This is a genomic window from Pseudomonas sp. PLMAX, from assembly GCF_046042685.1.
GTDB lineage: Bacteria > Pseudomonadota > Gammaproteobacteria > Pseudomonadales > Pseudomonadaceae > Aquipseudomonas > Aquipseudomonas putida_AE.
The window spans coordinates 3,186,871-3,210,400 of record NZ_CP064949.1 but is presented as its reverse complement, the minus strand read 5'-3'; the positions used below and the strand labels follow the sequence as shown (position 1 = coordinate 3,210,400).

Below are 23,530 nucleotides of genomic sequence, written 5' to 3'. Positions count from 1 at the left end.
CAGGCTTTGACACGATAACCCTCCACACTTGCGTCTTCAGTCCGCCGGGCTCGTCCAGGCATTTGAGGATCCAGTACACCACTGCACGTCGTGATCAACAGGCCTGCTCCCAGGTTACGTGAGTGTGCTGGGGCTAAGTCCCAGTCTCCGCAGTAGGTGCTAGATCATCTGGCTGGTCTGGCGGACTACTCTTTCCGGAGGTCTTTGGCGCATCCACCTCCACCTTATTGAAGACCACTTCCCTACGTTCCGTGTCGTAACCCAACTCAACACTGTCGCCGGCTTGCAGCTTGCCAGCGAGCATTTCCTTCGCAAGCCGCGTTTCGACGGCCTGGCGAATCTGACGTTTCAACTCGCGCGCGCCAAACTCAGGCTGATAACCAACATCCGCCAGATGATCGATGAGTGAGCCATCAATTTTCACTGTGATGTTCTGTGCAGCTGCGGTTCGAATGACCCGATCAAGCTGAATGCTCACAATCGATCGGATGTTGTCACGGGTAAGGGCATGGAACACGATGATGTCATCAATACGGTTCAGGAATTCGGGACGAAAATGCCCTTTCAGGACGCCCATTAGTTCATCGCGTAACGCTTTATCCGTAAGGCGTTCATCTTCGGGGCGCTCAAGATTCTCCATGATAATGGGAGAGCCCAAGTTGCTGGTGGCAATGATGATCGTATTGCTGAAGTCCACGACACGTCCCTTACCGTCCGTTAGACGCCCATCGTCGAATACCTGCAGTAATACGTTGCTCACATCGGGATGCGCTTTCTCGATCTCGTCGAGCAGAATCACACTGTAGGGCTTGCGGCGGACACGCTCTGTCAACTGACCGCCTTCGTCATATCCCACATAACCGGGTGGCGCGCCGATCAAACGAGCAACCGCATGCCGCTCCATGTACTCCGACATATCAATACGAATGATCGATTGCTCGTCACCAAACACCGTTTCCGCCATCGCTTTGGCAAGTTCAGTTTTGCCAACGCCCGTAGGGCCAAGAAAGAGAAACGTGGCAATAGGTCTGTTCGCCTGACCAAGGCCGGCTCGAGACAAACGAACGGCATCGCTGACCGCGAGTACAGCGTCTTCCTGTCCAACCAGCCGCTCACGCAACGTGTCTTCCATATTCAACAGTTTTTGACGCTCTTCCTGCGTAAGCTCGGTCACAGGAATACCGGTGAGACGGGACAGCACCTCGGCAATTGATTCCAGGGTCACCTCAAGGGTTTCGGAACCTGTCTTGCGCTGCCAGGCTTCTGTTTCCTCTCCCAGTTGCGCTTGTTTTTGACCAATGCGTTCTTCGAAGCCTTTGGATTCATCAAAACGTTTACGGGAAGATGCATAGTCCTGTTCACGTTTAAGTTGCGTGATTTCGGCTTCCAGCTCCTGGATGCCAGCCGGCCTTGAGGAGGAACTGATTCGAACACGGGCCGCGGCCTGATCGATCAGGTCAATGGCTTTATCCGGTAGATAGCGCGAGGTGATGTAACGATCCGACAGCTCAGCTGCCGCCACAAATGCTTCATCGGCGAATGTGACCTGGTGATGAGCCTCAAGCTTATCGCGCAGCCCACGCAAGATAATGATGGTCTGTTCGACGGTGGGCTCGGATATCAGCACAGGCTGAAAACGTCGTTCAAGCGCTGCGTCTTTTTCGATGTGCTTTTGATACTCATTGAGTGTCGTCGCACCGATCAAACTAAGCTCCCCGCGTGCCAATGCGGGTTTCAGTACGTTGGCAATATCCAGGCCGCCCTCCTCACCACCCTGCCCCGCGCCAACGATCGTGTGCAACTCGTCAATGAACAGAATAAGCTCCGAGCTTTTTGCGGCGACTTCATCAAGTAGTTGCTTGGCTCGCTCCTCGAATTCACCACGATATTTAGAGCCCGCAACCATTGAGTTCAGATTGATTTCAACAAGCCGCCTGCCACGCAGAATCTCAGGGACATCGCCCTTTACTATTCGTTGTGCAAGCCCTTCAACGATGGCTGTTTTACCGACGCCAGGTTCGCCGATAAGAACCGGATTGTTCTTTCTGCGCCGCGCCAGCACCTCGATGGTATTTTCGATTTCCTGCGCGCGCCCCAGTACGGGATCCAGTTTGCCCTCACGAGCCAGTGACGTCAGGTCGCGACCGAACTTGTCGAGTGTCGGTGTTCCTGTCGGGGTGTCGACTCGCCCATCCTCAGCCCCCTTACCCACCACCTTTACCACCTTCTGCCGCAAGGCTTCAGGCGTTACGCCGTATTTTTTGAGCAATGTCCCGGCGATACTTTCTGGTACGGAGGCAAGCCCTATCAACAAATGCTCTGGGCCAACGTACGAATGTCCTAAATCACGAGATGCCTGGAACGCAAAATTGAAAACTTTCTTTAACCGTGGCGAAATGCTCATCTGGTCCACCGGGGCCTGGGCCTCCGCTGTGCCCCTCTGAGCATGTTGATCGATGTAGCCTTTGATCTCGTCCGGAGAAAGCTTCAGCTCCTTAAGCAACGCCGTACCCACATCGGTATCCGCAAGCACATACAACAAATGCTCAGTATCGAGCTCGCTACGGTTGAGCTCATGGGCTTTCTCACCCGCGCGTTGCAGGATTTCCAGCGTCTGGGAACTGAATGCATCGGTTGCATCGACAGATTCTCGAGGCACTTGTGCAGAGAGCCTAAAGTCATCACCCGCTTGATCCTTTGCTCCGCCCATGCTGTCGAAAAAGCGGGACACACCCCCGCCCAGCAGAGAGTCGAATGGATTCAACATGCTTTGATGGCGTAAGAGTTGACGGTAATCGTGGTCGCAAATGGACATTGTCCTGGCTTGGCCATTTTGCGATACGGTCACTCGCGCTACAGCGGGTCTCGCATTACATATTTCACAGAGAGTAGCCATGATGAGTTGTCTCCAAAGATGGATAACACGGACTCATTCAGATGGATCTACGGCCCCGTAAACGATGCTCAAGCAACAGGGGCATGAGATCCGCAATACGCTGAGATTGCTCAGGAAGACGATTACGTTGGAGGGAATGGCAGTCTCGGCTGACGACGCCATCCAATAACGATAGTCGGATCTCATCAAAACACGCTATGGGCGACCCAGGATACCGACGAACGACGTCTGATAAATTTGTGCAAAAAAATACCGCCAGTCGTAAACCACCTACTCATCAGCAAATGAGGCTATGGAATCACCAGCGTGATCGAGCAACGCTTCGATGTCGGAATTCGCAGGGGCGAATCGATCAGCAAGGACATGATTGCGGTTCGCACCAAAACCATCGGATAAAAAGCCGCCGAAAATGACAGCAAAAGAACGAGCGCGCGAGGTCTTGCCAACATTGGAGGAAACGTAGAACGCGTTCAGCGATTACGGCAAGCGCCAACAACGACTATAGTCAATGGTGCGTCAGAGCGAATCCAGCCTTTCCGCTGCCAACCTGGCCTCAATCCAATACCGCGAAGGCACGGCGGATCTCCTCGTGCTTCTTGATGCGGATAGTGAACGTCTCGCAACCGAAGACACTCAGGCTCAGGCCTCAAACGAGGTGTATCGAGGCATCGTCGCCATTTGTAAATCACTTGGCGGTGGATGGAGTTATCCCCCCGGGCAAGTCGTATCCCGCTGAGCAGACCCCAACCGCCCATCTATAAGGGCTCAAGCCATGCACACTTCAGAATTGGATGATGCGAAAGAAACGAATGGCGACCTGGTTCAGGGGCCGCTGCCGGCCGGCACTGTTGCGCCCGACTTCACTCTGTACGCAACCCCTGATCAGCAGTTGTCGCTACGCGAGCTAAAGGGAAATCCCGTGATACTGGCGTTTTATCCCGCAGACTGGACTTCGGTTTGTGGCGACCAACTGACTTTGTACAACCAGTTGCTACCCACATTCAGAGAATACGGTGCGACGCTACTGGGTATCTCAGTTGACAGCGCCTGGTGTCATCAGGCCTTTGCCAAAGATCGAAATTTTCACTTCAGCCTGCTGGCCGATTTCGAGCCCAAAGGGGCTGTGGCGCGGCAGTATGGAGCCTACGAGTCCCACCTGGGGGTTTGTAAGCGGGCGCTGTTCGTGATTGACAAGGAGGGGGTGGTCGCCTGGAGCTACGTCTCCCCGATGGCAATCAATCCGGGGGCGGACGGCATTCTGGATGCGCTGGATGCTCTGGCGAATTCATCACAAAGCACGCCAACCTAAAATTAACAGGTGATCCCATGGCCACTCTCAAAGTCCCGGTAAGTGCCAGCGACCATCGCCAGGGAAGTGCGCATGCCAAGGTCACACTGGTGGAATTTGGCGACTATCAATGTCCCTATTGCGCTGAAGCGTATTGGATAGTCAAGAATCTGCAACAGCATTTTCGCGATGATTTGCTGTTCGTGTTCCGTAATTTTCCACTGACCACTGCTCACCCGCATGCGATGGCTGCAGCTGTCACCGCTGAGTTTGCCGGGAGTCGAGGATTCTTCTGGGAGGCTCACGACGAATTGTATGAAAATCAGGATCGATTGGGCCTGCCGCTGTTTCGGGCCATCGCTCTAAAACATGGCCTCTCCGACGAAGAACTCTATCTTGCCATGCAAGACGGTACCTACGTACCCAAAATAAAATCCGATTTTAATGGCGGCGTACGGAGCGGCGTGAATGGCACCCCAGCGTTTTACATTGACGGGATTCGCTATGACGGGGCTCCAGAGTTCACCGAGATGAGTCAGATGATTGAGCTTTCGTTAATGAGTTGACGAAATCGCTAGATAGTGAAATCGCTTGGCATCACCCACACCGTAGCCGAGGGCGAACGTGCCCCATTGCGCAGCGCACCAGGTTTGCATTCGATGATATTTCAATACGGGAGATTGAAGAATCCACGGTGCTGCCAGCGACAAGCATCGCTCATAAAGCAGCGGCACGAAAATATCAGCCCAGCGAACCGAGGACATAAAAAATGGCGATGTTAATTTTTGACAGTTCGGAAGATTCCATAGTCGAGGCCCGTGTCCTGGTCGAGGCGCTGAATGAATGGTTGGCGGAACAGCAGCCCAGTTGCCCGCTAAGGTCCGCCCGTGCGCAATGTTGCTATCGGCCCGATGGCACGCTGGATTCTGTATTGACCGTACTAACAGACGTGGTGGTGGATTAAAGAGGTGCACACGGAGCCAGCAGCGAATGAAATCTTTGAAGTATTATGAAAAGAATCGACACGCCACATGGTTAGAGTTGTTTTTTGACCTGATTTTTGTTGTTGCAATTGGCAAGGTTACGCATACTCTCGGACATCTTCATCACGGCCATTTTGAACAGGAGCAATTATGGACATTTTTACTGCTTTTTGTTCCATTATGGTGGATCTGGTCCAGCCACACGATTTACTCAAATAGGTTTGATACAGACAGTAACCTTCACCGCTTGGCAACTTTATTTTTAATGTTGCTGCTCATTGTGCTGTCTGCACGGATTGGGGAAGAATTGGAAGTAAACTATGCGCTTGTTATTACCTGCTATTTTGGTATACGTGCCATCATCAGTATTATGTACATTTCGTCCATAAATAAATTCGATCATCGTAGTGAATTCTCCTCCAGGCTTGGCTTCGCCCTGTTAGTTAGCGCAGCTGTTAGTCTTTCATCCATTCTTTTTGACCCACCTATGCGTTACCTTGTCGCTTACATTGGGATTTTTCTTGATATTCTGCTCCCTTTATTTTCTTGGGGTAAGCTAAAGCCATTGCCCGCGCATACAGAACACTTGGTTGAACGACTAGGTTTACTCACCCTCATCTTATTGGGCGAGTCGGTAATTAGCCTTTCTGGAGGGTTATCTGACATTCAATGGGATCGTTATAATGTGATGGCGGCAATCACCGGATTTATCATGATTTGCAGTATCTGGTGGATATATTTTGATAGCTTTTACTTGTTGAGCAAAAATGAAAGTAGTATGAGTGGACACTCCTTAATCTACTCGCACCTTTTTCTATTTATGGGGCTAGCACTTCTCGCAAATTTGATCAGGCATGCGATCCTGAATGACATTGCGATGCGCGATTTCCAGATTACGTCAATCATCGGCATGGCCTTATTTTTCTTAGGCAAGCAATATGGCTACTTCATAGCGGTACCTAAAATAAGGAAATACATACTACAAAACACCTTGATCGTGTTTTCTCTAGGTGGTTTGGTTATATTCCTACCCCGCGTCGAGTACATATTGGTCGGCCTGACAGCAACCATGATCTGTTATGTTTTACTAAACTTCAGGTATCGTTGAATCTTTAAAGTTGGGCCATATCACGGGTGGATCAGCTATCCGCGCACATCCATACATCCCTACCAACCAAAGCGGGTGTTCGCCTGGAAAGCACGGGGGCAAACACAGCGCTGCGGGAGGCCCGCGCCAAGCGGCAAAAACCTAATCAAAGAAGGCCAGGGTGCGAACTTCGATACTCTCGCGCGGCGGGGCTCCCGGCGGCGTATTGGGGTCCTTGAAGGCGGTATGGGGCGTGAAGCGGGCACGGCCGTCGTGACGTGAGTCATACCCCTTGATCAGCAAGACTTCGTCACGGCGCATGTCCGGAAAATAGTACCAGCGCTGTTGCGGATTGTAGGCCAGGTGGTAGATCTCACCGATACGATCCGGATAGACCAAATCGGTGGCCAGCAGGTCATTGGGGTCGAGCGTCGAGGCGTCCAGCACCGCCAGCGGTGAGCGCTTGACGGGGCCGCTCATCGGGCGCCAGAGGTTAATCTGGGCCACCGAGACCCGTGCGGCGGCCTGATCCTGGCCCAGCACGTCGCGAATACGTTCAGGCCCCGAGCGGTCGGTGTAGTCATTATGCACACGGCTGGCTGGCCCGCGAATATCCCGCCGCTCGGCGTCGCTGCGCCTGGTGTGGTCGAAGATGACGACCCGGCTCGCGCCCGTCAACTCCTTGATCAAGGCCTTGACCTCGTCATAGTAGACGCTTTCCACTGAGGTATCGTCGTAGAGATCGTCGACCACCGTATCCCGCCGATGGAGTTCAAACCCCTGCTTGTCCAGAGAAAGGCTGTCTGCCAACGGACGACCGTTGTGTATTGTGACCTCGCGCTCCTCCTGCTCAGCAAAGTAGTGTGGTTCACTGTTACCGGTCAGAGCCTCGGTATGCACATAGGGCTTCGCATCGTGCTTGACCAGGTAGGTGAGTTTTGTGATGACGCTAGCGGGCATATCAGTTGTGCACTTCAAGTAACACCTCCCGGTCTGCTGAGCGCATCCGGCGTAGTGTCACCGTGGCGGCGCTGTAACTTGCATGTAGACACCTTCAATCTCGATCGTATGCCTTCGAACGGACACTATCAAATGCAGCCCGAGGTGCACGGCACACGACCGATAGAAAAGGACCTCTCTAACCTCGGCATCGACGACCAGCTTGACCATGACTGGCGTGTCGCACTGCGGGTCTGCGCCGATCATGAGCATCCGATATCCCTAAACTTCCCGCACCGCTATCTAGAGAAGCGGAATGCTATAGGTGACAAAAATACGATTCTGATCGACGTTACGAGATGCTTCGCTGTTGGACTTGCCGTTACGCCAGCCGAACCCGACGCCTTTTAGCGCTCCCGACTGAAGGACGTAGTCCAGGCTAATGTCTCTTTCCCATTCCTTTTGGTTGGCGCCTGACGTCGTTTTAATGTTATCGCCAGAGAGGTACATGACCGAGCCTTTTAGGCCAGGGACGCCCAGAGCGGCGAAGTCGTAAGCATACTGGCCGAAAGCTGTTCGCTCGCCTGCGCGGGTGAAAGTTTGGATAAAGCGGTCTGTATACAGATACAGGCTTGCTCCACCGGCGCCCTTGTCTGGCAGGCTACCCTGACTGAGTTGAGTGAAGTTGCTGCCATCCGACACACTTTGGTACCCCGCAGTAATCGCGTGGCCACCCAGTGTGTAAATCAACGCGGCACTCCAGGTACGGTTATCGATTTCTCCATCACCGTTTTTGGTGTAGCCACTCATTCTGTAGCCTGACGTACCGGAGCTATTTGCACCTGACGAGTCAGTTTTGAAGTAGCGCAGGTCGGTTTTGAGGGACTGATTGTCCGAGATGGCAAGGGTGTGAATCAATCCCAAAAAATGCTGCGTATAGTAGTTATCGAGGCCGGCGTAGTAGTACTGAGCTGTCAGATCCTTGGTGACTTTCCAATCGCCCCCGGCGAAGTCAAACTGATTGCTTTCACGCGTACCACCAGTAACGGCCAGCCCCGTCTGATCGCTCGAACCACGTCCTGTTGCATGTTCAATCCGACCTCCAGTCAAGGTCAGGCGATTGAGCTCGCTTGAGGTGATTTGAACGCCCTCGAAGGTTTGCGGAAGCACGCGCCCATCGTTGGCGACCAGAATTGGGAGTTTCGGAATCAAGGTGCCGTAGCGAAGTTCAGTTTTCGACATTTTGACTTTTCCGGTCAGCCCCAGCCTGCTCCACTCGTCGACCGCACGGTTGTCACTGTCAGAAGGCATCATGCTGCTGCCGACATGCCGTCCTTTGCCGCTGTCCAGGTTAACCCCCAGCAACCCCAGGCCATCGACACCAAAGCCAACCATGCCGTCGGTATAGCCCGATTTGAAGTCCAGCATGAAACCCTGCGCCCATTCTTCGGTTTTGGTAGGGGCGGCAACGCCATCGCGGTTGTCGTTATTGAAGTAGAAGTTTCTCATTCCCAAGGTGGCTTTGCTATCACTCAGGAAGTCAGCATGCGCCTGGACACTCAGGGTGATACTAAGAAACACCGAACTTGCAGTTATTGTTTTTCCACTCATTTATATGGCGCTCCATTTGTTATTTTGAAGTAATAGAAGCAACGCAAAATCTTCCAGGCCAACGCAATGCACACGAAGGAACGGTAGATAGTGTTCAGGTATATTTAGATAAATAAGCTAGCGGCCTGAGCGGTTAGTTATTGCATTGAAGTCATGCCTCGAAGCGGAGTCTCAGCGCTACTCATTTTTTCGCGGCTCTTGTTGTTATGCAGCGCGATAGCATTAGTGCCGAGTGTGTGAGAAAGGCGCAGAGAGTGCCTTGCCTGGGGAGATGGAGTTCTGCGTTGGGGTCTGAAAATTTATCTTATCGTCTGAATTTCAGGACTGGGGCCGGACACAATTGCCGGTCGAGTACCCAAAGGCTCAGCGGGCTGACCTGACGACTGTCCTCTGCCGCGGGTACAAATACCGGGTGAGATAATCCTTTATCCGGATGCTCCCAGCGCACACTGAAAAGATGTTGCGCCCTTGCTGCTTGGCTTTGTACATAGCCACTCAGCCTGCTGGATCAGTTGCAACGGCTGCTCGATGTGACCATCGCTCCAGCATGCAGCAAAAATAGCAACCCGAGGCGCGCCGATCACGACGCCCAAGGCCCAAACTGCGGTGTAACCATCTGCGACTGGTACCGAGACGGACGACGGACATGGCGGTTCCGCGCAAAGCCGCCTACGCTTGTTGGATGATCCCCTGCTTTTGCTCAGGCGATGTATCGGGCTGAAGAGACCTGATTTATTTTGACCGTCCGCTCATCGCCAATCCGGAACTGCCCGCGAGTACTGCCTGCAACTGGCCCCTCACTCCGGTCGACCCGACCAGCATGTACGGCGCTACGGGCAAAGATTGCACCCACTACCCCACCTGTCGTTCCCAAGCGACCGATGCCGCAGCGCCTCTGGAAACAGGGGCGCTGTTCACGTTCTCCCATTGAGGAAGATGAGTATGTATCGGCCGAGCACGATTCCTTATCAGGAGCATCGAGGGTTCAGCCGAACCTTCACTCCGGGTCATTTGAGCCTGGGATTGTTCTTTCCTTTGGAGGCCTTCGATGGGGACACGCCGAACATGCTCAACCAGGTCGCATTGGCCAAACGAGCAGAGGCGCTGGGCTTCTGCGCGCTCTGGTTTCGCGATGTGCCTCTTCGGGACCCTAATTTCGGTGATGTCGGCCAAGTCTTCGACCCCTGGGTTTACCTGGGCTATATGGCCGCTCATACGTCGGAGATAGCGCTTGGTACCGCATCCATTGCCATCCCGTTACACCATCCTCTGCACACGGCCAAGGCATCAGCCAGCGTCGATCAGTTGAGCGCAGGTCGCTTGATTCTGGGTGTAGCTTCCGGCGATCGCCCAGTGGAGTTTTCGGCTTTTGGCGTCGATCCCGAAAGGCGCGGAGACATCTTTCGAGAGCACTACGAGGTGATTCGCCAAGCCCACAGCACCAGCTTTGAGCCCATTCGCTGGAGCGGTGGTGAGATGCAGGGTGCAGACCTCATTCCGAAACCCACAACCCAAGTCATTCCAATGTTCGTGACCGGCAATAGCCGCCAGTCACTGGATTGGATCGCGCGCGAAAGCGTCGGATGGATCAACTATCCACGCCCACCGAACATGCAGCGACTGATCGTGGAAGATTGGCGGCTGGAGGTCATGAAGCAATGTGGTTCCGTCTATAAGCCCTTCACTCAGTCGCTTTACATCGACCTCGATGAGAACCCGTCCACGCCGCCCACTCGCATTCATTTGGGGTTCAAACTTGGACACTACCATCTCCGTTTTTTGCTGGAGTCGCTTGAGGAAATCGGAGTGGACCACGTTATCCTGAATCTCAAATACGGAAAGCGCCCTGCTGCGCAAGTCATTGAGGAGCTGGGGACTCACATCGTTCCGCAATTCGGAGTACAGCCGCGTCCTGAAGCGAATTGATCCGCCGGCCGCCTCCACGCCGGCCGAGGTGGTGCGGTTCAACTGGTTGAATCATCAGGCCGATACCTGCTCAAGGAATATCAGTTGCAACGGCTCTTCGAGCAGGTCATCTGCCGTGGCGGCAAAGCGCTGAAAGTAAGGCATCGAAAAATGCGCATCCAGCGCCGTCTGATCCCTGAAAGCCTCGCGCATGTAGAACGTGTCCTGCTCGTCGCGCAGCTTGAACAACACATAATCGAGATTGCCCGGCTCTGCTCGGGTCGGCTCTACCAGCGCCAGCAGTTCTTGTTTCAATGCCAGTTCTTTGCCTGCCTTGGCCTTGAGCACGGCAATCGATACCAACACGTTACTGGACGAATTCATCGTCAACGCTCCAACATTAAAAAAATGGCAAGTGATGCCGCAGGCGGTTCAGCGGGCCCGCAAGCGACCCGCCTGAAGTGAAATCAGAAACCTTCGAGAACGATCTTGCCCCGGGCCTTGCCGCTCTCGACCAGCGCATGGGCACGACGCATGTTTGCCGCATTGATCGCGCCGAAGTGCTCGCCCACGGTGGTTTTCAGAACGCCTTGGTCAATCAGGGCGCTGACCCGATTGAGCAGGTGATGCTGGTTGATCATGTCCGGGGTTTGATACAGCGAGCGGGTGAACATCAGCTCCCAATGCAACGACAGCGACTTGCGCTTGAGCGGCATCACGTCGAGGGTTTCGGGATCGTCAATCACAGCCAGACGCCCTTGCGGCTTGAGTACATCGATCAGTTGTGCAAAGTGCTGTTCGGTGTGAGTCAGGCTGGCGACATAGTCGATCTCCGGCACGCCGAGGGCTTGCAACTGTGCGAGCAGTGGCTGGCTATGATCGATCACGTGATGCGCGCCCAACTGCCGCACCCAATCAGCGGTTTCCTGGCGTGAGGCAGTTCCGATGACGGTAAGGCGGGTCAACTGTCGGGCCAGTTGCACCAGCATCGAACCGACACCCCCAGCCGCTCCGGTGATCAACAGGTACTTGCCCTCCCCCGAACCCTCTGCGACCCCGAGCCGGTCAAACAACAATTCCCAGGCAGTGATCGAGGTCAACGGCAACGCTGCCGAATCGGCGGCACTCAATGACCGAGGCTTGTGCCCGACGATCCGCTCATCGACCAGATGGAATTCGCTGTAGCTGCCGGTGCGGGCAATCGAGCCGGCATAGAACACTTCATCGCCCGGCTGAAACAGCGTCACTTCAGAGCCGATCTCGCGGACAACGCCTGTGGCATCCCAGCCGAGGATTTTCGGTTCTTTGGTGAAAGTTCCGGCGCGCACCTTGGTATCGACGGGATTCACTGACACCGCGCGAACTTCGACCAGCAGATCCCGTGGACCAGGCGTGGGCACCGGGAGGCTGATGTCGATCAATGCGTCTGGATTGTCGATGGGCAAAGCGTGTTCGGTAAAGGTGATTGCTTTCATGGACACTCGCTGTCTGAAGGGTTGGTGCATTCACTTGCAGCCATCTTCGACTTCCCATGTACAAAGAAAAACAAGCAGAATGCGCCAACACTTTCACTGCAGGAGTGAAAATGATCCGCATCGATGATCTAGGTTTATTCATCCGCAGCGCCGCGCTGGGCAGTTTCACCGCCGCGGCGCTGGAGGCTGACCTGCTGCCTGGTCAGGTCGCGGCCGCCATCAAACGTCTGGAACGCGAACTGGATGTGCGCTTGTTCGCCCGTACCACTCGCAGCCTGCGATTGACGGCCGAGGGCGAGCAATATCTGCCCACCGCGCATTCAGTGATCGAGACCCTGAAGCAAGGCAAGGAAAACCTGCGGGGTGAGAACGCCACGCTGCGGGGCGTCTTGCAAGTGACAGCGCCGTCCGATCTGGGGCGCAACATACTGCTGCCGTGGTTGACGCTGTTTCGCCGTCAGCATCCGGAATTGACGTTGCGTTTTTTCCTGTCGGACCAGATGGCCAATCTGTTTCGCGACCCGGTGGACGTGGCGATTCGTTACGGCCCGAATGAAGACGCCAATTACGTGGCACTGCCGCTTGCACCGTGGAACCAGCGGGTGTTGGTTGCCTCGCCCGAATATGTGCAGCGCTGCGGTGCTCCCCAAACGCCGGATGACTTGAGCAAGCATCCGTGCCTGCTCTATCTGCAAAATGGCCGGGTCTACGACAAGTGGACCGTGGGCGGGCAAACCGTGCAGGTTTCGGGGCCGTTGTTCAGCGATGACGCCGATGTCGTGCGACGCTGGTCATTGGAGGGTGAAGGTATCGCCTACAAATCCTGGCTGGATGTCAGTGCAGATATCGCCGCAGAGCGTCTGCTTGTGCTGCTGCCGGATTACCCTGGCGAAGCGTCGCCGTTGAGCCTGGTGTGCCCGCATCGCAAGCAGATCAGCCCTGCGGTTTCGCAGCTTTATACGTGGTTGAGGGGCCAGTTTTCTGCTCTGGAGCGCAGTTGAGCCGACACTGTGACTGATGCTCACCGAGCCTCCCGCGCCTCCCGCGCCTCAGGGTTCGGCGGCTCGATGCGCTCAATATTTCCCAGCACCAACGCTCGCCCGGCAAACAGCCCGCCCGATGTTTCCAAGGCAAAACGTTCGGCATCGCGTTTGCGCACTTCGTCGATCACCGCGTCGGCTTCGTGCTCCGACGCCCCCAGAGTCACCACGGCCTGACGGCCGAGCAGCAGGGCGGCCTCAAAGGTTTCCCGCACTATGTAGTCGGCGTCGTGTTTGACCAATTCCAGCGCATGTTCGCGGTCAAAAGCGCGTACCACCAATTTCACCTGCGGGCAGAAGTGCCGCGTACTTTCGACAATGCGAGTCGCGGCTTTTTTATCGTCCACACAAACAATGATGGCGCGAGCGTGATGGGCGCCAGCGGCGTGCAATATTTCATGGCGGGCGCCATCGCCGTAATAGACCTTGAAACCATAGGGTGTCACGGCGCGGATGACCTCTGGATTTATATCGATGATGGAAATTTTCGCTCCCTGAGCGAGCGGCGCCTGGCAGGCAATCTGCCCCACACGGCCAAAACCGATGATGAGTACATTGCAGCGCAGATTCTGTGCGGCTTCCACACCGTCCAGGGAAACGGTCCGCGCGCGAGCAAACCGTTTGTACAGCAATAAAGTCACCGGCGTTATGACCATGGAGAGCACCACAATAGCCGTCATATTGGCGTTGACTTCAGGACTGATGGCCCTGAGTTTGAGCGCTTCGGCAAATAGCACAAAAGCAAATTCGCCACCCTGCGCCATCAGCAAGGCGCGATCCAGCGCGTCGTCATGACCGCTTTTCGCGAGGCGCGCGACCGCATAAATACACAGCGCCTTGACCACCATCAGCGCCAGCACGCCGGAGATGATGAGCTTCCAGGCCTCGGCCACCAATTGCAGATCCAGCGACATGCCGACGCCGAGGAAAAACAGCCCCAGCAGCAGGCCGCGAAACGGCTCGATGTCGGCCTCCAACTGGTGGCGGAAAGTGGATTCGGACAGCAGCACACCGGCCGCGAAAGCCCCCATCGCCATTGAAAGACCGCCGAGTTCCATCAGCAACGCTGCGCCCAACACAACCAGCAGCGCAGCGGCAGTCATTACCTCGCGCGCCTTGACTTGGGCCAAGACCCGAAACAGGGGATTGAGCAGCCACAATCCGATGGCCACCAATGAACCCAAGGACAGCGCTGCGATACCTATGCGTTGCCAAAGTGGAGACGTGGGTCCATTCGCCAACTCCGTGGGCGCCAGAAATGCCACCACCGCCAGCAAAGGGGCTATCAACAGGTCTTCAAACAGCAAAATGGACACGACGTGCTGCCCTCTTGGCTCGGTAATGTCACCGCGTTCCGAGAGAACTTGCATAACCAGAGCCGTGGAGGTGAGTACAAAACCCGCTGCGCAGACAAATGACACCTGCCAAGAGAATCCGAAAGCCATGCCGACAAAAGTGAGCAGACATGCACTGACCACCACCTGCAGGCTGCCCAACCCAAAGATCTGCCTACGCAGGTCCCATAGGTGAGAGGGTTTCATCTCCAGGCCAATCACAAAAAGAAACATGACCACGCCCAACTCGGCCACCTCAAGGATGGTGTGGGGGTCATTGAAAAGTTGCAGTCCGAAGGGGCCAATGATCAGGCCCGCCGCCAGGTAACCGACCACTGAGCCGAGCCCGATGCGTTTGAACAGCGGCACTACCAGCACGGCGGTGGCAAGCAAAATGACGACGCCCAATAATTGTCCTGCATTGCCTTCAACGGCCATAGCATTGACCCTCATCCCACATCAGGACCGGTAATGCTTCCACGGCCAGGCGTGTTGAGCAGAGCTTTCAAGCTGAGCGCTCAGTTCTGCAAATTCTTCAGGACCAAGCACGACGTCTGGAGCGTTCACCAGGAACTCTCCAGGGTAGGAATGCCATCTGAAGTGTAGTGCAGGAGACCTGAATCGTTTGAAGGGATGACAAAAAACTCAGTAGCTTCTCCTGTCCGCGCCGTGGAACGGCCAACAATCCTTCGATAAGGCACTTTGGCCACGATATCCACATTGAATACAAGCGTATTAATGGATCACGCTGCAATTCATCTGATACGGTTTGTTTTCGACCACCTGAGCCTTTTTCGTCAACCCACACTCTATAAAGTGCAAGCCCGATGCACTTTCAAACAACAATAAAGTAGCCAACTGGTTTTGGCTCTTGGGCACACTGGCGCGCTCAAGAATTCAGACCACCCCAGAATCAACAATAGACCCTGTTTTATCAGAAAGAATTGGGACAAATAACTATTCACCTGATTTGGAGATGGTGCAGTGCGAAAGATTGGCTTGGGCTTTCTGGTGACTGGCGTTTTGGGGCAACTATCAGCACTGCTATGGACCTACACGTCCACAGACGCTATTTGTCAAAATAACGTCGACGACTCATACCCCCACCAAAGAGTGACAAAATTCGAACAACTACTTGATGACACCGCTAATAACGTTGCGACAGCGCTCAGTACAAAATATTCCTACGGGCTCGCCGACCTTGCGAAAAATGAATCGCGCAAACCCGACTCAACGGACGCTGACACCGTACAGTCTTTGATTGAAAAGCCAGACGAAACATCTGTACTTAAGCTGCCTTCATTGCCCACGCATTCACACAAATTGACGATTACTCTCAGCGCTCTGATTACTTTTACCGGCCTGCTCCTGGCATTCTTCGCCCGCAAAAAAACCATTGATCTAAAATGGCATGCCTTTCACACCTTCCCAGGCACGCTAGTCAAGCTGAAACGTCCGTGTTTGACGCGTGGCGGCTACATTTTTCACGCAAAAAAAGAAGCTTCCACCACGCCTTCATCCGGCAAATGGGTGGTCGAAATTGCATTGAACACACCCAGCCGCCATCGCGCACTCAAAGCCATTCAGCAACTGAAGTTGCCGGTAGCGCGTAAAGAAAACAACTTTGTCGTCATCGGCCCGTATAAACAAAAACAAGACGCGGCTCGAATCGTGAAAGAGTTGAATGAAAGCCATGGCGTTCGAGGATGGATGATGGCAGGGAATTGACATCGTCCGGTTTAGCGCCGGGCTGACCTCGAACAACCCGCAACTTATCGCATCCACAAGAGAGTGTTCATGATCGCAAAAGAACTCAGAGCCCAACTCGCCCTGAAGAAATTTCTCGACGCCAACTTATGGATCCAACTTGAACTTAGCCAACTGAACTACAGCCTCGCTGAAAACTGTGGGCTGTCGCCGCAAGATTATCGCCTGAAATTTATTCAAGAAGCGTTTGAAGCAGAAGCAGACGCTCACGACTGCGATTGCTGGGACTTTGTTCTGCAGTGGGTAGCCGGCACTAAGGAAGAACTTGAGCTGCGTGAAGAACGCATGAAAGAGATTTATGACTTTCTGGGTGATTAACACCCCCTACAATTTCCGCAGCCTTTACTAGCCACCAGTTTCAAGATGAAAGACTAACTTCATCGGCGGGAAGGCTGCCCAAACACCTCCCGCCCTCCTCTCGGTTCAAACCGCCGCGTAACTATCCACTACACGCCGATACTGGCTGGGTGAAGCTCCGATGTGCTGACGGAAAAACCGTGTGAAATGACCTTGCTCGGAGAACCCGAGGTTCTCCGACAAAAGACCCAGCGTTCCACTGCGCTCACGCTCAAGCCAGGCAAAAGCGCGGCGCATGCGCGCGTCGTTAAGCAACAGGGTCGGCGTCATGCCGGTGTCTTTCTTGAACAGCGCAAAGAAGTGTGCCCGAGACAGACCACAGGCCCGCGCGGCGTTGTCGATCGGGTTCGGATCATCGAGGTGTTCAAGCAACCAGGCCGTGCCACGGCGCACGCGCGCATCCCGGAACTCACCTGTGTTGGGCGCACCCAGTAGAGACAAATGCCGCCAGCTGGAAAAGGCCTCGATCAGTTCGATCAGGAAGTCGAACAGCATGAACTCCAAGCGCTCTTTCGGCACGATCCCACAACCATGCGCTTCGGCGACCAGGATGTCGGCCAGGGTGCGATTTCGACTCGACAGCTCGATGCATGACTGGGCGAAAAAGTCCGGCCGACCGCTGAGCGCCAGCGACTGCTGGGCAGTGGCCAGCCAGGCGGGCTCGATGTAAAGCGCCAGGATAAGGGTGGCACCGGCACCCGGCTGCGGATCATAGAAATGCGGCTCCCAGGCGTTGACCAGCACCGCCGTGCGATCACTGAGCGGAACCCGCCGACCGTTAACGTTGAAGTAAGTGTCCTCGCCGGACACTTTGACCAGCACATGGCATTCGGAATGGGTATGGGTGACCAGCGAATGATCCATATTCAGCAAGGCGACCCGGCCAAACCTGCCGTGGAAAACCCGTTGGGCAATCGACATCAGATTCCTCCGCTCGCTTGAAGCGATATCGTTATCGGCCTCAATGCATATCATCGGGGCGCTTATCTATTTCACAAGCCCGTCGATCGGTCCATGGTTCAGCAACACTTGGCTGGCCACTATCGCGCGCGAATGACCGAGCGTCTACCTCGACTTTCGCAGCCCCCACGTTCGTCGGAAAAACCGCCTTACAAGGCATGGCGTTCTTTGCCGTGATAAACGCGCAGGATATCGGCCACCACCGCCAGAGCGATTTCCGCCGGGGCCTTGCTGCCCAGATCGAGGCCGATGGGCATGTGTAAACGGGCGATCTGTTCATCCGTCAGACCACCGATGCGTTTCAGCCGCTCGGCGCGCTTGGCCGACGTTGCCTGAGATCCCATGGCGCCGATGTAAAACGCCGGAGTGTGCACCGCTTCCATCAGCGCCAGGTCATCGATTCGCGGATCGTGAGTCAGCGCCACCACCGCGGTCGCCGCGTGGCAACCTCCGGCGGCAATGAACATCGAGGGCAGCACGCGTTGCATCTCCACACCTTCGAGTTGTACTTGCAGCATCTCTTCCCGGGGATCGCAGGCGATGACTTCGCAGCCGATGGCGCGGGCAAAACTGGCGCAGAATTCGGCGACCGGCGAGAGCCCCGCCAGAATCAGTCGTAACGCCGGGCCGACGCTGATGCGCACGCTTTCGTCGACGACTTGCACCCGCTCGCTGCCGTGTCCGGTGTCCGGGTCCAGGCGCAAGGCACCACTGCTCAGTTCGACGTGACGCAGCAGACGACGCTGACCCAGCAACGCTGCTTGCAGACTCTCCAGGTGGGCGATCCATTCGAGACTGGCAGCGCGGTGCTCGACCAGCACGATCAGCACGCCGCCACAGGGCAATCGCAGGCGGTGGCGTTGCTCGACGCTGTCGCCATAACTGACGATCTGCGCCGGTTCGCGTAACTCACCGCGCGTCAGGCTTTCGAGAAACTCCTCTTCGACGCAGCCACCCGACAGCGAGCCGACGTGTTCGCCTGTGCCATTGGTCACCAGCATCGCACCCGGCGCACGCGGTGCCGAGCCATAGGTGGAGAGCACCGTACATAGCCACTGGGCCTGCCCGGCGCGAGCCCATTGCAGTGCCTGGTCGATCACCTGAACATCGAGATGACGCATATTTTCTGTACCTCAAGCAAAGCGTGGTGCTGCATGCAGGGTTACGTTTACGGTAACCTGCGAGCAATCCTGTTCAATCGTTGATTCAACATGTCGCCACAACAGTTTTTGCAACTCGGGGCGCTGCGCCTGGAACATCGCCAACTGCCTCCGGCTGACCCATCGCGACCGACACTGGTGCTGTTGCACGAAGGCCTCGGCAGCGCCGACCAATGGAAAGACTTCCCCCTGCGCCTGGCCCAGGCCAGCGGTTACGGTGTGGTCACTTACAGCCGTCAGGGTTATGGGCAATCGAGCCCGGTAACCCTGCCGCGTCCGCTGAACTACCTGAGCAGCGACGGCCCTCGGGAACTGCGGCAATTGCTCGATGCCTTGCAACTGCCGCAAGTGGTCTTGCTCGGTCACAGTGACGGCGCATCCATCGTCCTTGCCTATGCCGCCACCAACGATCCACGCGTGTTGGGCAGCATCGCACTGGCCCCTCACGTGATTGTCGAGGCCGAGAGCCTCGATGGCATTCGCCACACCACCGAGGCTTGGCATCTGGGCGAACTGCGCGAGCGCCTGGCACGCCACCATGGGACAAATGTCGATGGCGCTTTTCACGGTTGGAGCGACAGTTGGTTGCACCCGGACTTTTCCTTGGATGATCTCGAAGCGCAGTTGGCTTATATCGAAAAGCCGTTGCTGGTCATTCAGGGTCGCGAAGACCACTACGCCACGCCCGAGCAACTGGTGGTCATCCAGCGACAGGTCGCTGGACCGTGCCGCTGTGTGTTGCTGGATAACTGTCGGCACTTTCCCCAGACTGAAGCGACCGAGCAGACCTTGCAGCTGATCTGCGAATTCCTGAAGCGCCTCCCCGCCTTTACTTGAAATTGCCTTGGGTTTCTGGAATCACCACGCTGCCGATCAGGTAGATCACCGACAGACCGACGGCGAACATCGCCAACACCATGGGGATCTGCGCCGGGCTGCCGCTGACCAGGGACACAAAGGTCGGCATGGTTCCGCCGAGGGCGAAACCGATGTTCCAGGACAATCCGGTGCCGCTGGCTCGCAGCTCGGTGGCAAAGCGTTCGTTGAGGAAGATCAGAATCGGCGCGATGATCGCCCCACCTATGAAGCCTATACCCACGCAATACAGCGCAGTACGGGTCAGCGAACCCGATTCGGCGACACCCAGAAACATCATCGGCAGGCTCACCAGGTTGATCACACCCAGCAGCATGAAGGTCTTCTTGCGACCGATCAGGTCGCTCAGGTAACCGAAGGCCAGTGCTCCGACAATGGTTGCCACCGACCCGTACATGAGCATCTGCGAAGTCTGCGCATGAGGCACTTTGGCGACCACGTTGAGCAACGTCGGCAGATAACCGCAGGCCAGGTAATACGTGGCACCGCCTCCGAACGTAATCAGCAGGTTGACCAGCATCACGCCGCGGTACTCGCGACCGAACAGACGCTTGAGCGGCGACACGACAACTACCGCCGGCCCCTTGGTTTTGCGCGCTTGTTGCAGTTGCTGCCAGACCGGGGTCTCTTCCAGGTAACGGAACATCACCAGACCGAAAAACGTGCTTAGCAGGCCGCAGAAGAACATGAAGCGCCAGCCCCAGACGTCAAATTCTTCCCCGGGAAAGATCTCCGACAACACCAGATAAGTGAATGACGCCAACAGCGCGCCCATACCGGCGCCGGCACCACCGATCAACCCGGACATCAAGCCGCGATAGCGCGGCGAGATGGATTCGGTGCCGATGGTGTGAGTGGAGGCAACGATGCCACCCACGAAAATGCCCTGTATCACCCGCAAGACCAAAAACAGTATCGGGGCCAATATGCCGACCTGATGAATGGTCGGCAACGCGCCAAACAGTGCCGTGGAAATACCGACGCCGACCATCGACACCATCAACGCACGCTTGCGGCCGTGTTTATCGGCATACGCGCCGAAGATCGCCGAGCCCAGCGGACGCACCAGCAAGGCCACGGCGAACGAGGCATATACCGCGGCCAGCGACAGGGTCGGGGTGTCCGAGGGGAAGAACAGGCGGCCGATGATGGGCGCCACGTAGAGCAGAATGAACAGGTCGAACAAATCCAGCGCCCAGCCGAATGTCGAGGCAAATGCCGCGAGCAAGGCCTTGCCCGGTGGAATCTGTGGTGTATCGCAAGCGGCGCTGGAGGGTGATGCAGTTATTGTTGTTGTCGTAGTCATGGTTGCCTCACACAAACGGTGATCGAACGTTCTGCATCCCGGTGCACGGGTTGCGAGTAATCAGCAGGTCAGCGGTGAAACCTTGATGTGCCCTTTCAGTTGCATTGAAGGGGCGGCAGGCCCTGCTCCGTAAGGCGTACGCTGTTACCAACATACTCCCGGGCCCGCTCGCCAGTACGATTTACTCGCCGATAAACACGGCCGTACGCTTGCTGTGAAACGCTTCAACGCCTTCCTTGAAGTCCTTGGAGCTACGCAGACGGCTATAGCAGTGACCTTCCATTTCGATCGCGACGGTCAGCGGCGCATCTTCGTTGTCGTTGATCAGTTTTTTCGCCGTGCGCTGAGCCAACGGCGAGAAGCGCCGCAGTTCATCGACCAACGCGTCGACGGTGCTTTCCAGTTCGGTATCCGGCACGACCTCGGTCGCGATACCCCAGGCGTAGGCCTGGTCGCCGGTGATGCGTTTGGCGCGCATCACCATGTGCTTGGTGCGGGTGATGCCGATGATTTTCTGCAGACGCGCGGAGCCACCCGAGCCCGGGATCTGACCGAGGTTCTGCTCAGGCAAGGCGTAGCGAGTGGTTTGCGAAGCAATGCGGAAATCGCAGGCCAGGGACAGTTCGAAACCGACGCCGAAGGTGTAGCCACGGTTGGCAACGATCACCGGTTTTTCGCAACGTGCCGGTGCCGCGACATTCCAGGCCAGCTTCGAAACGTGCTCTGGCGATGCTTCGAGGAAACCCTTGATGTCGCCGCCGCTGGAGAAATGTTCACCCACCGAACGCAGCACGATGACACGCACATCTTTGTGTGCATCGAGGGCTTCGAAGACCAGGCGCAGTTGATCGCGCTGCCCCATGGAAATGACATTCAACGGTGCCCGGTTGAGGATGATATCAGCGCGCTCGCGGGACACATCGACTTCAACCTGGAAGCCATCGAACTGAGTGTCGAGAAATTGCTGGATCGCTTGTTGTTGCATGAGAGTGTCCTCTGGATGATTAGCTGATGGCCTTCAAGGCCTGTTCCTGAAATTCGGCCAGCAGCACGCGCCGCAGCACCTTGCCCACTGGAGATTTGGGAATCTGATCGATGAACTGGTAACGCCGTGGCCGCTTGAATTTGGCCAGGCCCGAAGCGATGCAATGGGCATCGAGCTCGCTTTCCGAGACCTCGGCGCGCAGCTTGATAAAAGCTGCAATGATTTTGCCCCACTGCTCGTCGGGCAGACCGACCACCACCACTTCTTCCACTGCCGGGTGCAGAGAAAGCATGTTTTCGATTTCTGCCGGGCTGACGTTTTCGCCGCCGGTGATGATCAAGTCATCGACACGCCCCGTGACGAACAGATCGCCCTCCCGATCGAAGTAGCCGATGTCACCGGTGAAATACCATCCGTCACGTAATGCCTTGGCGGTCGCTTCGGGGCGGTTCAGGTAGCCTTCGAACGCCTCGTCACTCGCCAGGTCGGCGATGATCTGGCCCTCCTCCAATGGGTTGACCTGCACGTCTGCCGTTTCAGCATCGATCGGCACCACGCGCACGCGCTGGTTCATTGCACTGCGCCCTGACGAACCGGGTTTGCGGCTGGCTTGCTGGTCGATGGTGAAGGTGTAGATCTCCGAGCTGCCGTAATGATTGACGAACAATTGCGGCTGGAACGCCTGCTCGACGCGACGCATCAAACCGTCGCTCATCGGCGCACCGGCAAAGCCGATTTTTTCGACACTGGCGACTCGCTCGCGGGTAAAGGCCGGGTGTTCGATGAGCATGTGGTAGAGCGTCGGCACCAGGTACAGGTTGCTGACCTTTTCCCGCTCGATGGCCTGCAACGTCGCTTCCACGTCGAACTTCGGCACACAGACGAAATGTCCGTCGATCAGCGCCATGGACAGCAACGAACGCACGCCCATGGTGTGGTAAAGCGGCATGACACCCAGCGTGCACTCGCCCTGGCGGTAAAGGTTTTGCGCGACGTGGGCCACCGCCGCGGCACGTTCGCAACGGTGCCGACGGGGCACGCCCTTGGGCTTGCTGGTGGTTCCGGAGGTGTACAGCAGCAGTGAAAAGTCTTCGGCGTCGGCCTGCAAAATGATGCCGGAGGGGGTCTGCGAACACAGTTCCTGGAAACTCAGGTCGGTGTTGGCAGCACGCAGACCTGTGGCGATCCGTGGCAGCCTTGTGGCGGCACTGCAACCGGCCACGGCGGTCACGGTAGCATCGTCGTAAGCCACTGCACGGATTTGCGCATCTTCGATGCAGTAGCCCAGTTCATCGGCGGTCGAACGCCAGTTCAACGGGGTCATGACGATGCCCGCAAACTGACAGGCCCAATGCAGGGTCGCCATCTGCCAGCGGTTCTGCATCACTACCAGCAGTCGATCACCGCGTTGCAGCCCAAGGCATTGCAAGCCCCAAGCGGCACTCTGGATATCGACGAACCAGTCTTCATAGGTTTTCTTCAACGCACCGTCACTGACCGCCACGGCGTGCGGCCGGCGTTCAACGGCAGCGAGGAAACTGCGTCCGAGATCGAACATTGT

20 protein-coding genes and 2 pseudogenes are annotated in these 23,530 nt (G+C 56.0%); 10 read left to right on the top strand and 12 right to left on the bottom strand.

Annotated features, from left to right (window positions below; all coding sequences use genetic code 11):
- Window positions 1-133 precede the first annotated feature (133 nt).
- Window positions 134-2,899, bottom strand: coding sequence for an AAA family ATPase (locus tag DKB71_RS14905; protein WP_408601100.1), 2,766 nt, complete (start codon window positions 2,897-2,899; stop codon window positions 134-136).
- Between the two features lie 460 nt (window positions 2,900-3,359).
- Here DKB71_RS14905 and DKB71_RS14900 point away from each other — a divergent pair.
- The 5 genes and pseudogenes from DKB71_RS14900 to DKB71_RS14880 all read left to right on the top strand — a co-directional run.
- Window positions 3,360-3,632: pseudogene (locus DKB71_RS14900) on the top strand (TolC family protein); the annotation flags it as partial.
- A gap of 36 nt (window positions 3,633-3,668) precedes the next feature.
- Window positions 3,669-4,205 (top strand): redoxin domain-containing protein, encoded by a 537-nt coding sequence (locus DKB71_RS14895; RefSeq protein WP_253427995.1) that lies wholly within the window; start codon window positions 3,669-3,671, stop codon window positions 4,203-4,205.
- 17 nt (window positions 4,206-4,222) lie between these two features.
- Window positions 4,223-4,750, top strand: coding sequence for a DsbA family protein (locus DKB71_RS14890; RefSeq protein WP_408600878.1), 528 nt, complete (start codon window positions 4,223-4,225; stop codon window positions 4,748-4,750).
- 203 nt (window positions 4,751-4,953) lie between these two features.
- Window positions 4,954-5,148, top strand: coding sequence for a hypothetical protein (locus tag DKB71_RS14885; RefSeq protein ID WP_010459439.1), 195 nt, complete (start codon window positions 4,954-4,956; stop codon window positions 5,146-5,148).
- Window positions 5,149-5,174: 26 nt separating this feature from the next.
- Window positions 5,175-6,275 carry a low temperature requirement protein A gene (locus DKB71_RS14880; RefSeq protein WP_253428001.1) on the top strand — a complete coding sequence of 367 codons (1,101 nt, stop codon included), beginning with the start codon at window positions 5,175-5,177 and terminating at the stop codon, window positions 6,273-6,275.
- Window positions 6,276-6,416: 141 nt separating this feature from the next.
- Here DKB71_RS14880 and DKB71_RS14875 read toward each other — a convergent pair whose 3' ends face one another.
- From DKB71_RS14875 to DKB71_RS14865, 3 genes and pseudogenes are all read right to left on the bottom strand, one after another.
- Window positions 6,417-7,232 (bottom strand): CmcJ/NvfI family oxidoreductase, encoded by an 816-nt coding sequence (locus DKB71_RS14875; protein WP_408600877.1) that lies wholly within the window; start codon window positions 7,230-7,232, stop codon window positions 6,417-6,419.
- A gap of 264 nt (window positions 7,233-7,496) precedes the next feature.
- Entirely contained in the window at window positions 7,497-8,804 is a 1,308-nt protein-coding gene (locus DKB71_RS14870; RefSeq protein WP_253428005.1) for an OprD family porin, read from the bottom strand.
- Between the two features lie 346 nt (window positions 8,805-9,150).
- Window positions 9,151-9,346, bottom strand: a pseudogene (locus DKB71_RS14865) (hypothetical protein); the annotation flags it as partial.
- Between the two features lie 400 nt (window positions 9,347-9,746).
- On the opposite strand from DKB71_RS14865, the gene DKB71_RS14860 reads away from it, so the two are divergent.
- Window positions 9,747-10,730 (top strand): LLM class oxidoreductase, encoded by a 984-nt coding sequence (locus DKB71_RS14860; protein ID WP_408600876.1) that lies wholly within the window; start codon window positions 9,747-9,749, stop codon window positions 10,728-10,730.
- Window positions 10,731-10,784: 54 nt separating this feature from the next.
- On the opposite strand, the gene DKB71_RS14855 is transcribed toward DKB71_RS14860, so the two are convergent.
- A complete protein-coding gene (locus DKB71_RS14855; RefSeq protein WP_008155402.1) occupies window positions 10,785-11,093 on the bottom strand; it encodes a putative quinol monooxygenase in 309 nt (102 codons plus the stop codon).
- A gap of 83 nt (window positions 11,094-11,176) precedes the next feature.
- On the bottom strand, window positions 11,177-12,184 hold the full coding sequence (locus DKB71_RS14850; protein ID WP_408600875.1) for a zinc-binding alcohol dehydrogenase family protein: 1,008 nt from the start codon (window positions 12,182-12,184) through the stop codon (window positions 11,177-11,179).
- A 110-nt stretch (window positions 12,185-12,294) separates the two neighbouring features.
- On the opposite strand from DKB71_RS14850, the gene DKB71_RS14845 reads away from it, so the two are divergent.
- Entirely contained in the window at window positions 12,295-13,185 is an 891-nt protein-coding gene (locus DKB71_RS14845; RefSeq protein WP_408600874.1) for a LysR family transcriptional regulator, read from the top strand.
- 20 nt (window positions 13,186-13,205) lie between these two features.
- On the opposite strand, the gene DKB71_RS14840 is transcribed toward DKB71_RS14845, so the two are convergent.
- Window positions 13,206-14,996, bottom strand: coding sequence for a monovalent cation:proton antiporter-2 (CPA2) family protein (locus tag DKB71_RS14840; RefSeq protein WP_408600873.1), 1,791 nt, complete (start codon window positions 14,994-14,996; stop codon window positions 13,206-13,208).
- A gap of 546 nt (window positions 14,997-15,542) precedes the next feature.
- Here DKB71_RS14840 and DKB71_RS14835 point away from each other — a divergent pair.
- Window positions 15,543-16,286 carry an SPOR domain-containing protein gene (locus DKB71_RS14835; RefSeq protein ID WP_408600872.1) on the top strand — a complete coding sequence of 248 codons (744 nt, stop codon included), beginning with the start codon at window positions 15,543-15,545 and terminating at the stop codon, window positions 16,284-16,286.
- Window positions 16,287-16,355: 69 nt separating this feature from the next.
- Window positions 16,356-16,643: a DUF6388 family protein gene (locus DKB71_RS14830; RefSeq protein ID WP_408600871.1), complete on the top strand. Its 288-nt coding sequence runs from the start codon at window positions 16,356-16,358 to the stop codon at window positions 16,641-16,643.
- A 105-nt stretch (window positions 16,644-16,748) separates the two neighbouring features.
- On the opposite strand, the gene DKB71_RS14825 is transcribed toward DKB71_RS14830, so the two are convergent.
- Together DKB71_RS14825 and DKB71_RS14820 are read right to left on the bottom strand one after the other, a co-directional pair.
- Window positions 16,749-17,603 (bottom strand): AraC family transcriptional regulator, encoded by an 855-nt coding sequence (locus DKB71_RS14825; protein WP_408600870.1) that lies wholly within the window; start codon window positions 17,601-17,603, stop codon window positions 16,749-16,751.
- A 188-nt stretch (window positions 17,604-17,791) separates the two neighbouring features.
- Window positions 17,792-18,763, bottom strand: coding sequence for an XdhC family protein (locus DKB71_RS14820; RefSeq protein ID WP_274075205.1), 972 nt, complete (start codon window positions 18,761-18,763; stop codon window positions 17,792-17,794).
- A gap of 90 nt (window positions 18,764-18,853) precedes the next feature.
- Here DKB71_RS14820 and DKB71_RS14815 point away from each other — a divergent pair, with 90 nt between their 5' ends.
- A complete protein-coding gene (locus DKB71_RS14815; RefSeq protein ID WP_116642249.1) occupies window positions 18,854-19,639 on the top strand; it encodes an alpha/beta fold hydrolase in 786 nt (261 codons plus the stop codon).
- Here DKB71_RS14815 and DKB71_RS14810 read toward each other — a convergent pair.
- The 3 genes from DKB71_RS14810 to DKB71_RS14800 form a co-directional block, all read right to left on the bottom strand.
- Entirely contained in the window at window positions 19,632-20,984 is a 1,353-nt protein-coding gene (locus DKB71_RS14810; RefSeq protein ID WP_102615845.1) for an MFS transporter, read from the bottom strand. The genes DKB71_RS14815 and DKB71_RS14810 overlap by 8 nt on opposite strands.
- Before the next feature lie 181 nt (window positions 20,985-21,165).
- The gene (locus DKB71_RS14805) at window positions 21,166-21,969 is read right to left on the bottom strand and encodes an enoyl-CoA hydratase/isomerase family protein (RefSeq protein WP_102615846.1); all 804 of its coding nucleotides are present in this window, start codon (window positions 21,967-21,969) and stop codon (window positions 21,166-21,168) included.
- A gap of 19 nt (window positions 21,970-21,988) precedes the next feature.
- Window positions 21,989-23,527: an AMP-binding protein gene (locus DKB71_RS14800; protein WP_253428018.1), complete on the bottom strand. Its 1,539-nt coding sequence runs from the start codon at window positions 23,525-23,527 to the stop codon at window positions 21,989-21,991.
- Between the last annotated feature and the right edge of the window lie 3 nt (window positions 23,528-23,530).

Bases quoted from the DNA above. Each gene is read 5' to 3' on its own strand.
- DKB71_RS14800 (WP_253428018.1), bottom strand. From the start codon at position 23,527: ATGTTCGATCTCGGACGCAGTTTCCTCGCTGCCGTTGAACGCCGGCCG.
- DKB71_RS14880 (WP_253428001.1), top strand. From the start codon at position 5,175: ATGAAATCTTTGAAGTATTATGAAAAGAATCGACACGCCACATGGTTA.
- DKB71_RS14820 (WP_274075205.1), bottom strand. From the start codon at position 18,763: ATGCGTCATCTCGATGTTCAGGTGATCGACCAGGCACTGCAATGGGCT.
- DKB71_RS14850 (WP_408600875.1), bottom strand. From the start codon at position 12,184: ATGAAAGCAATCACCTTTACCGAACACGCTTTGCCCATCGACAATCCA.
- DKB71_RS14830 (WP_408600871.1), top strand. From the start codon at position 16,356: ATGATCGCAAAAGAACTCAGAGCCCAACTCGCCCTGAAGAAATTTCTC.
- DKB71_RS14855 (WP_008155402.1), bottom strand. From the start codon at position 11,093: ATGAATTCGTCCAGTAACGTGTTGGTATCGATTGCCGTGCTCAAGGCC.
- DKB71_RS14845 (WP_408600874.1), top strand. From the start codon at position 12,295: ATGATCCGCATCGATGATCTAGGTTTATTCATCCGCAGCGCCGCGCTG.
- DKB71_RS14825 (WP_408600870.1), bottom strand. From the start codon at position 17,603: ATGTCGATTGCCCAACGGGTTTTCCACGGCAGGTTTGGCCGGGTCGCC.
- DKB71_RS14810 (WP_102615845.1), bottom strand. From the start codon at position 20,984: ATGACTACGACAACAACAATAACTGCATCACCCTCCAGCGCCGCTTGC.
- DKB71_RS14805 (WP_102615846.1), bottom strand. From the start codon at position 21,969: ATGCAACAACAAGCGATCCAGCAATTTCTCGACACTCAGTTCGATGGC.
- DKB71_RS14840 (WP_408600873.1), bottom strand. From the start codon at position 14,996: ATGGCCGTTGAAGGCAATGCAGGACAATTATTGGGCGTCGTCATTTTG.
- DKB71_RS14860 (WP_408600876.1), top strand. From the start codon at position 9,747: ATGTATCGGCCGAGCACGATTCCTTATCAGGAGCATCGAGGGTTCAGC.
- DKB71_RS14890 (WP_408600878.1), top strand. From the start codon at position 4,223: ATGGCCACTCTCAAAGTCCCGGTAAGTGCCAGCGACCATCGCCAGGGA.
- DKB71_RS14895 (WP_253427995.1), top strand. From the start codon at position 3,669: ATGCACACTTCAGAATTGGATGATGCGAAAGAAACGAATGGCGACCTG.
- DKB71_RS14870 (WP_253428005.1), bottom strand. From the start codon at position 8,804: ATGAGTGGAAAAACAATAACTGCAAGTTCGGTGTTTCTTAGTATCACC.
- DKB71_RS14885 (WP_010459439.1), top strand. From the start codon at position 4,954: ATGGCGATGTTAATTTTTGACAGTTCGGAAGATTCCATAGTCGAGGCC.
- DKB71_RS14815 (WP_116642249.1), top strand. From the start codon at position 18,854: ATGTCGCCACAACAGTTTTTGCAACTCGGGGCGCTGCGCCTGGAACAT.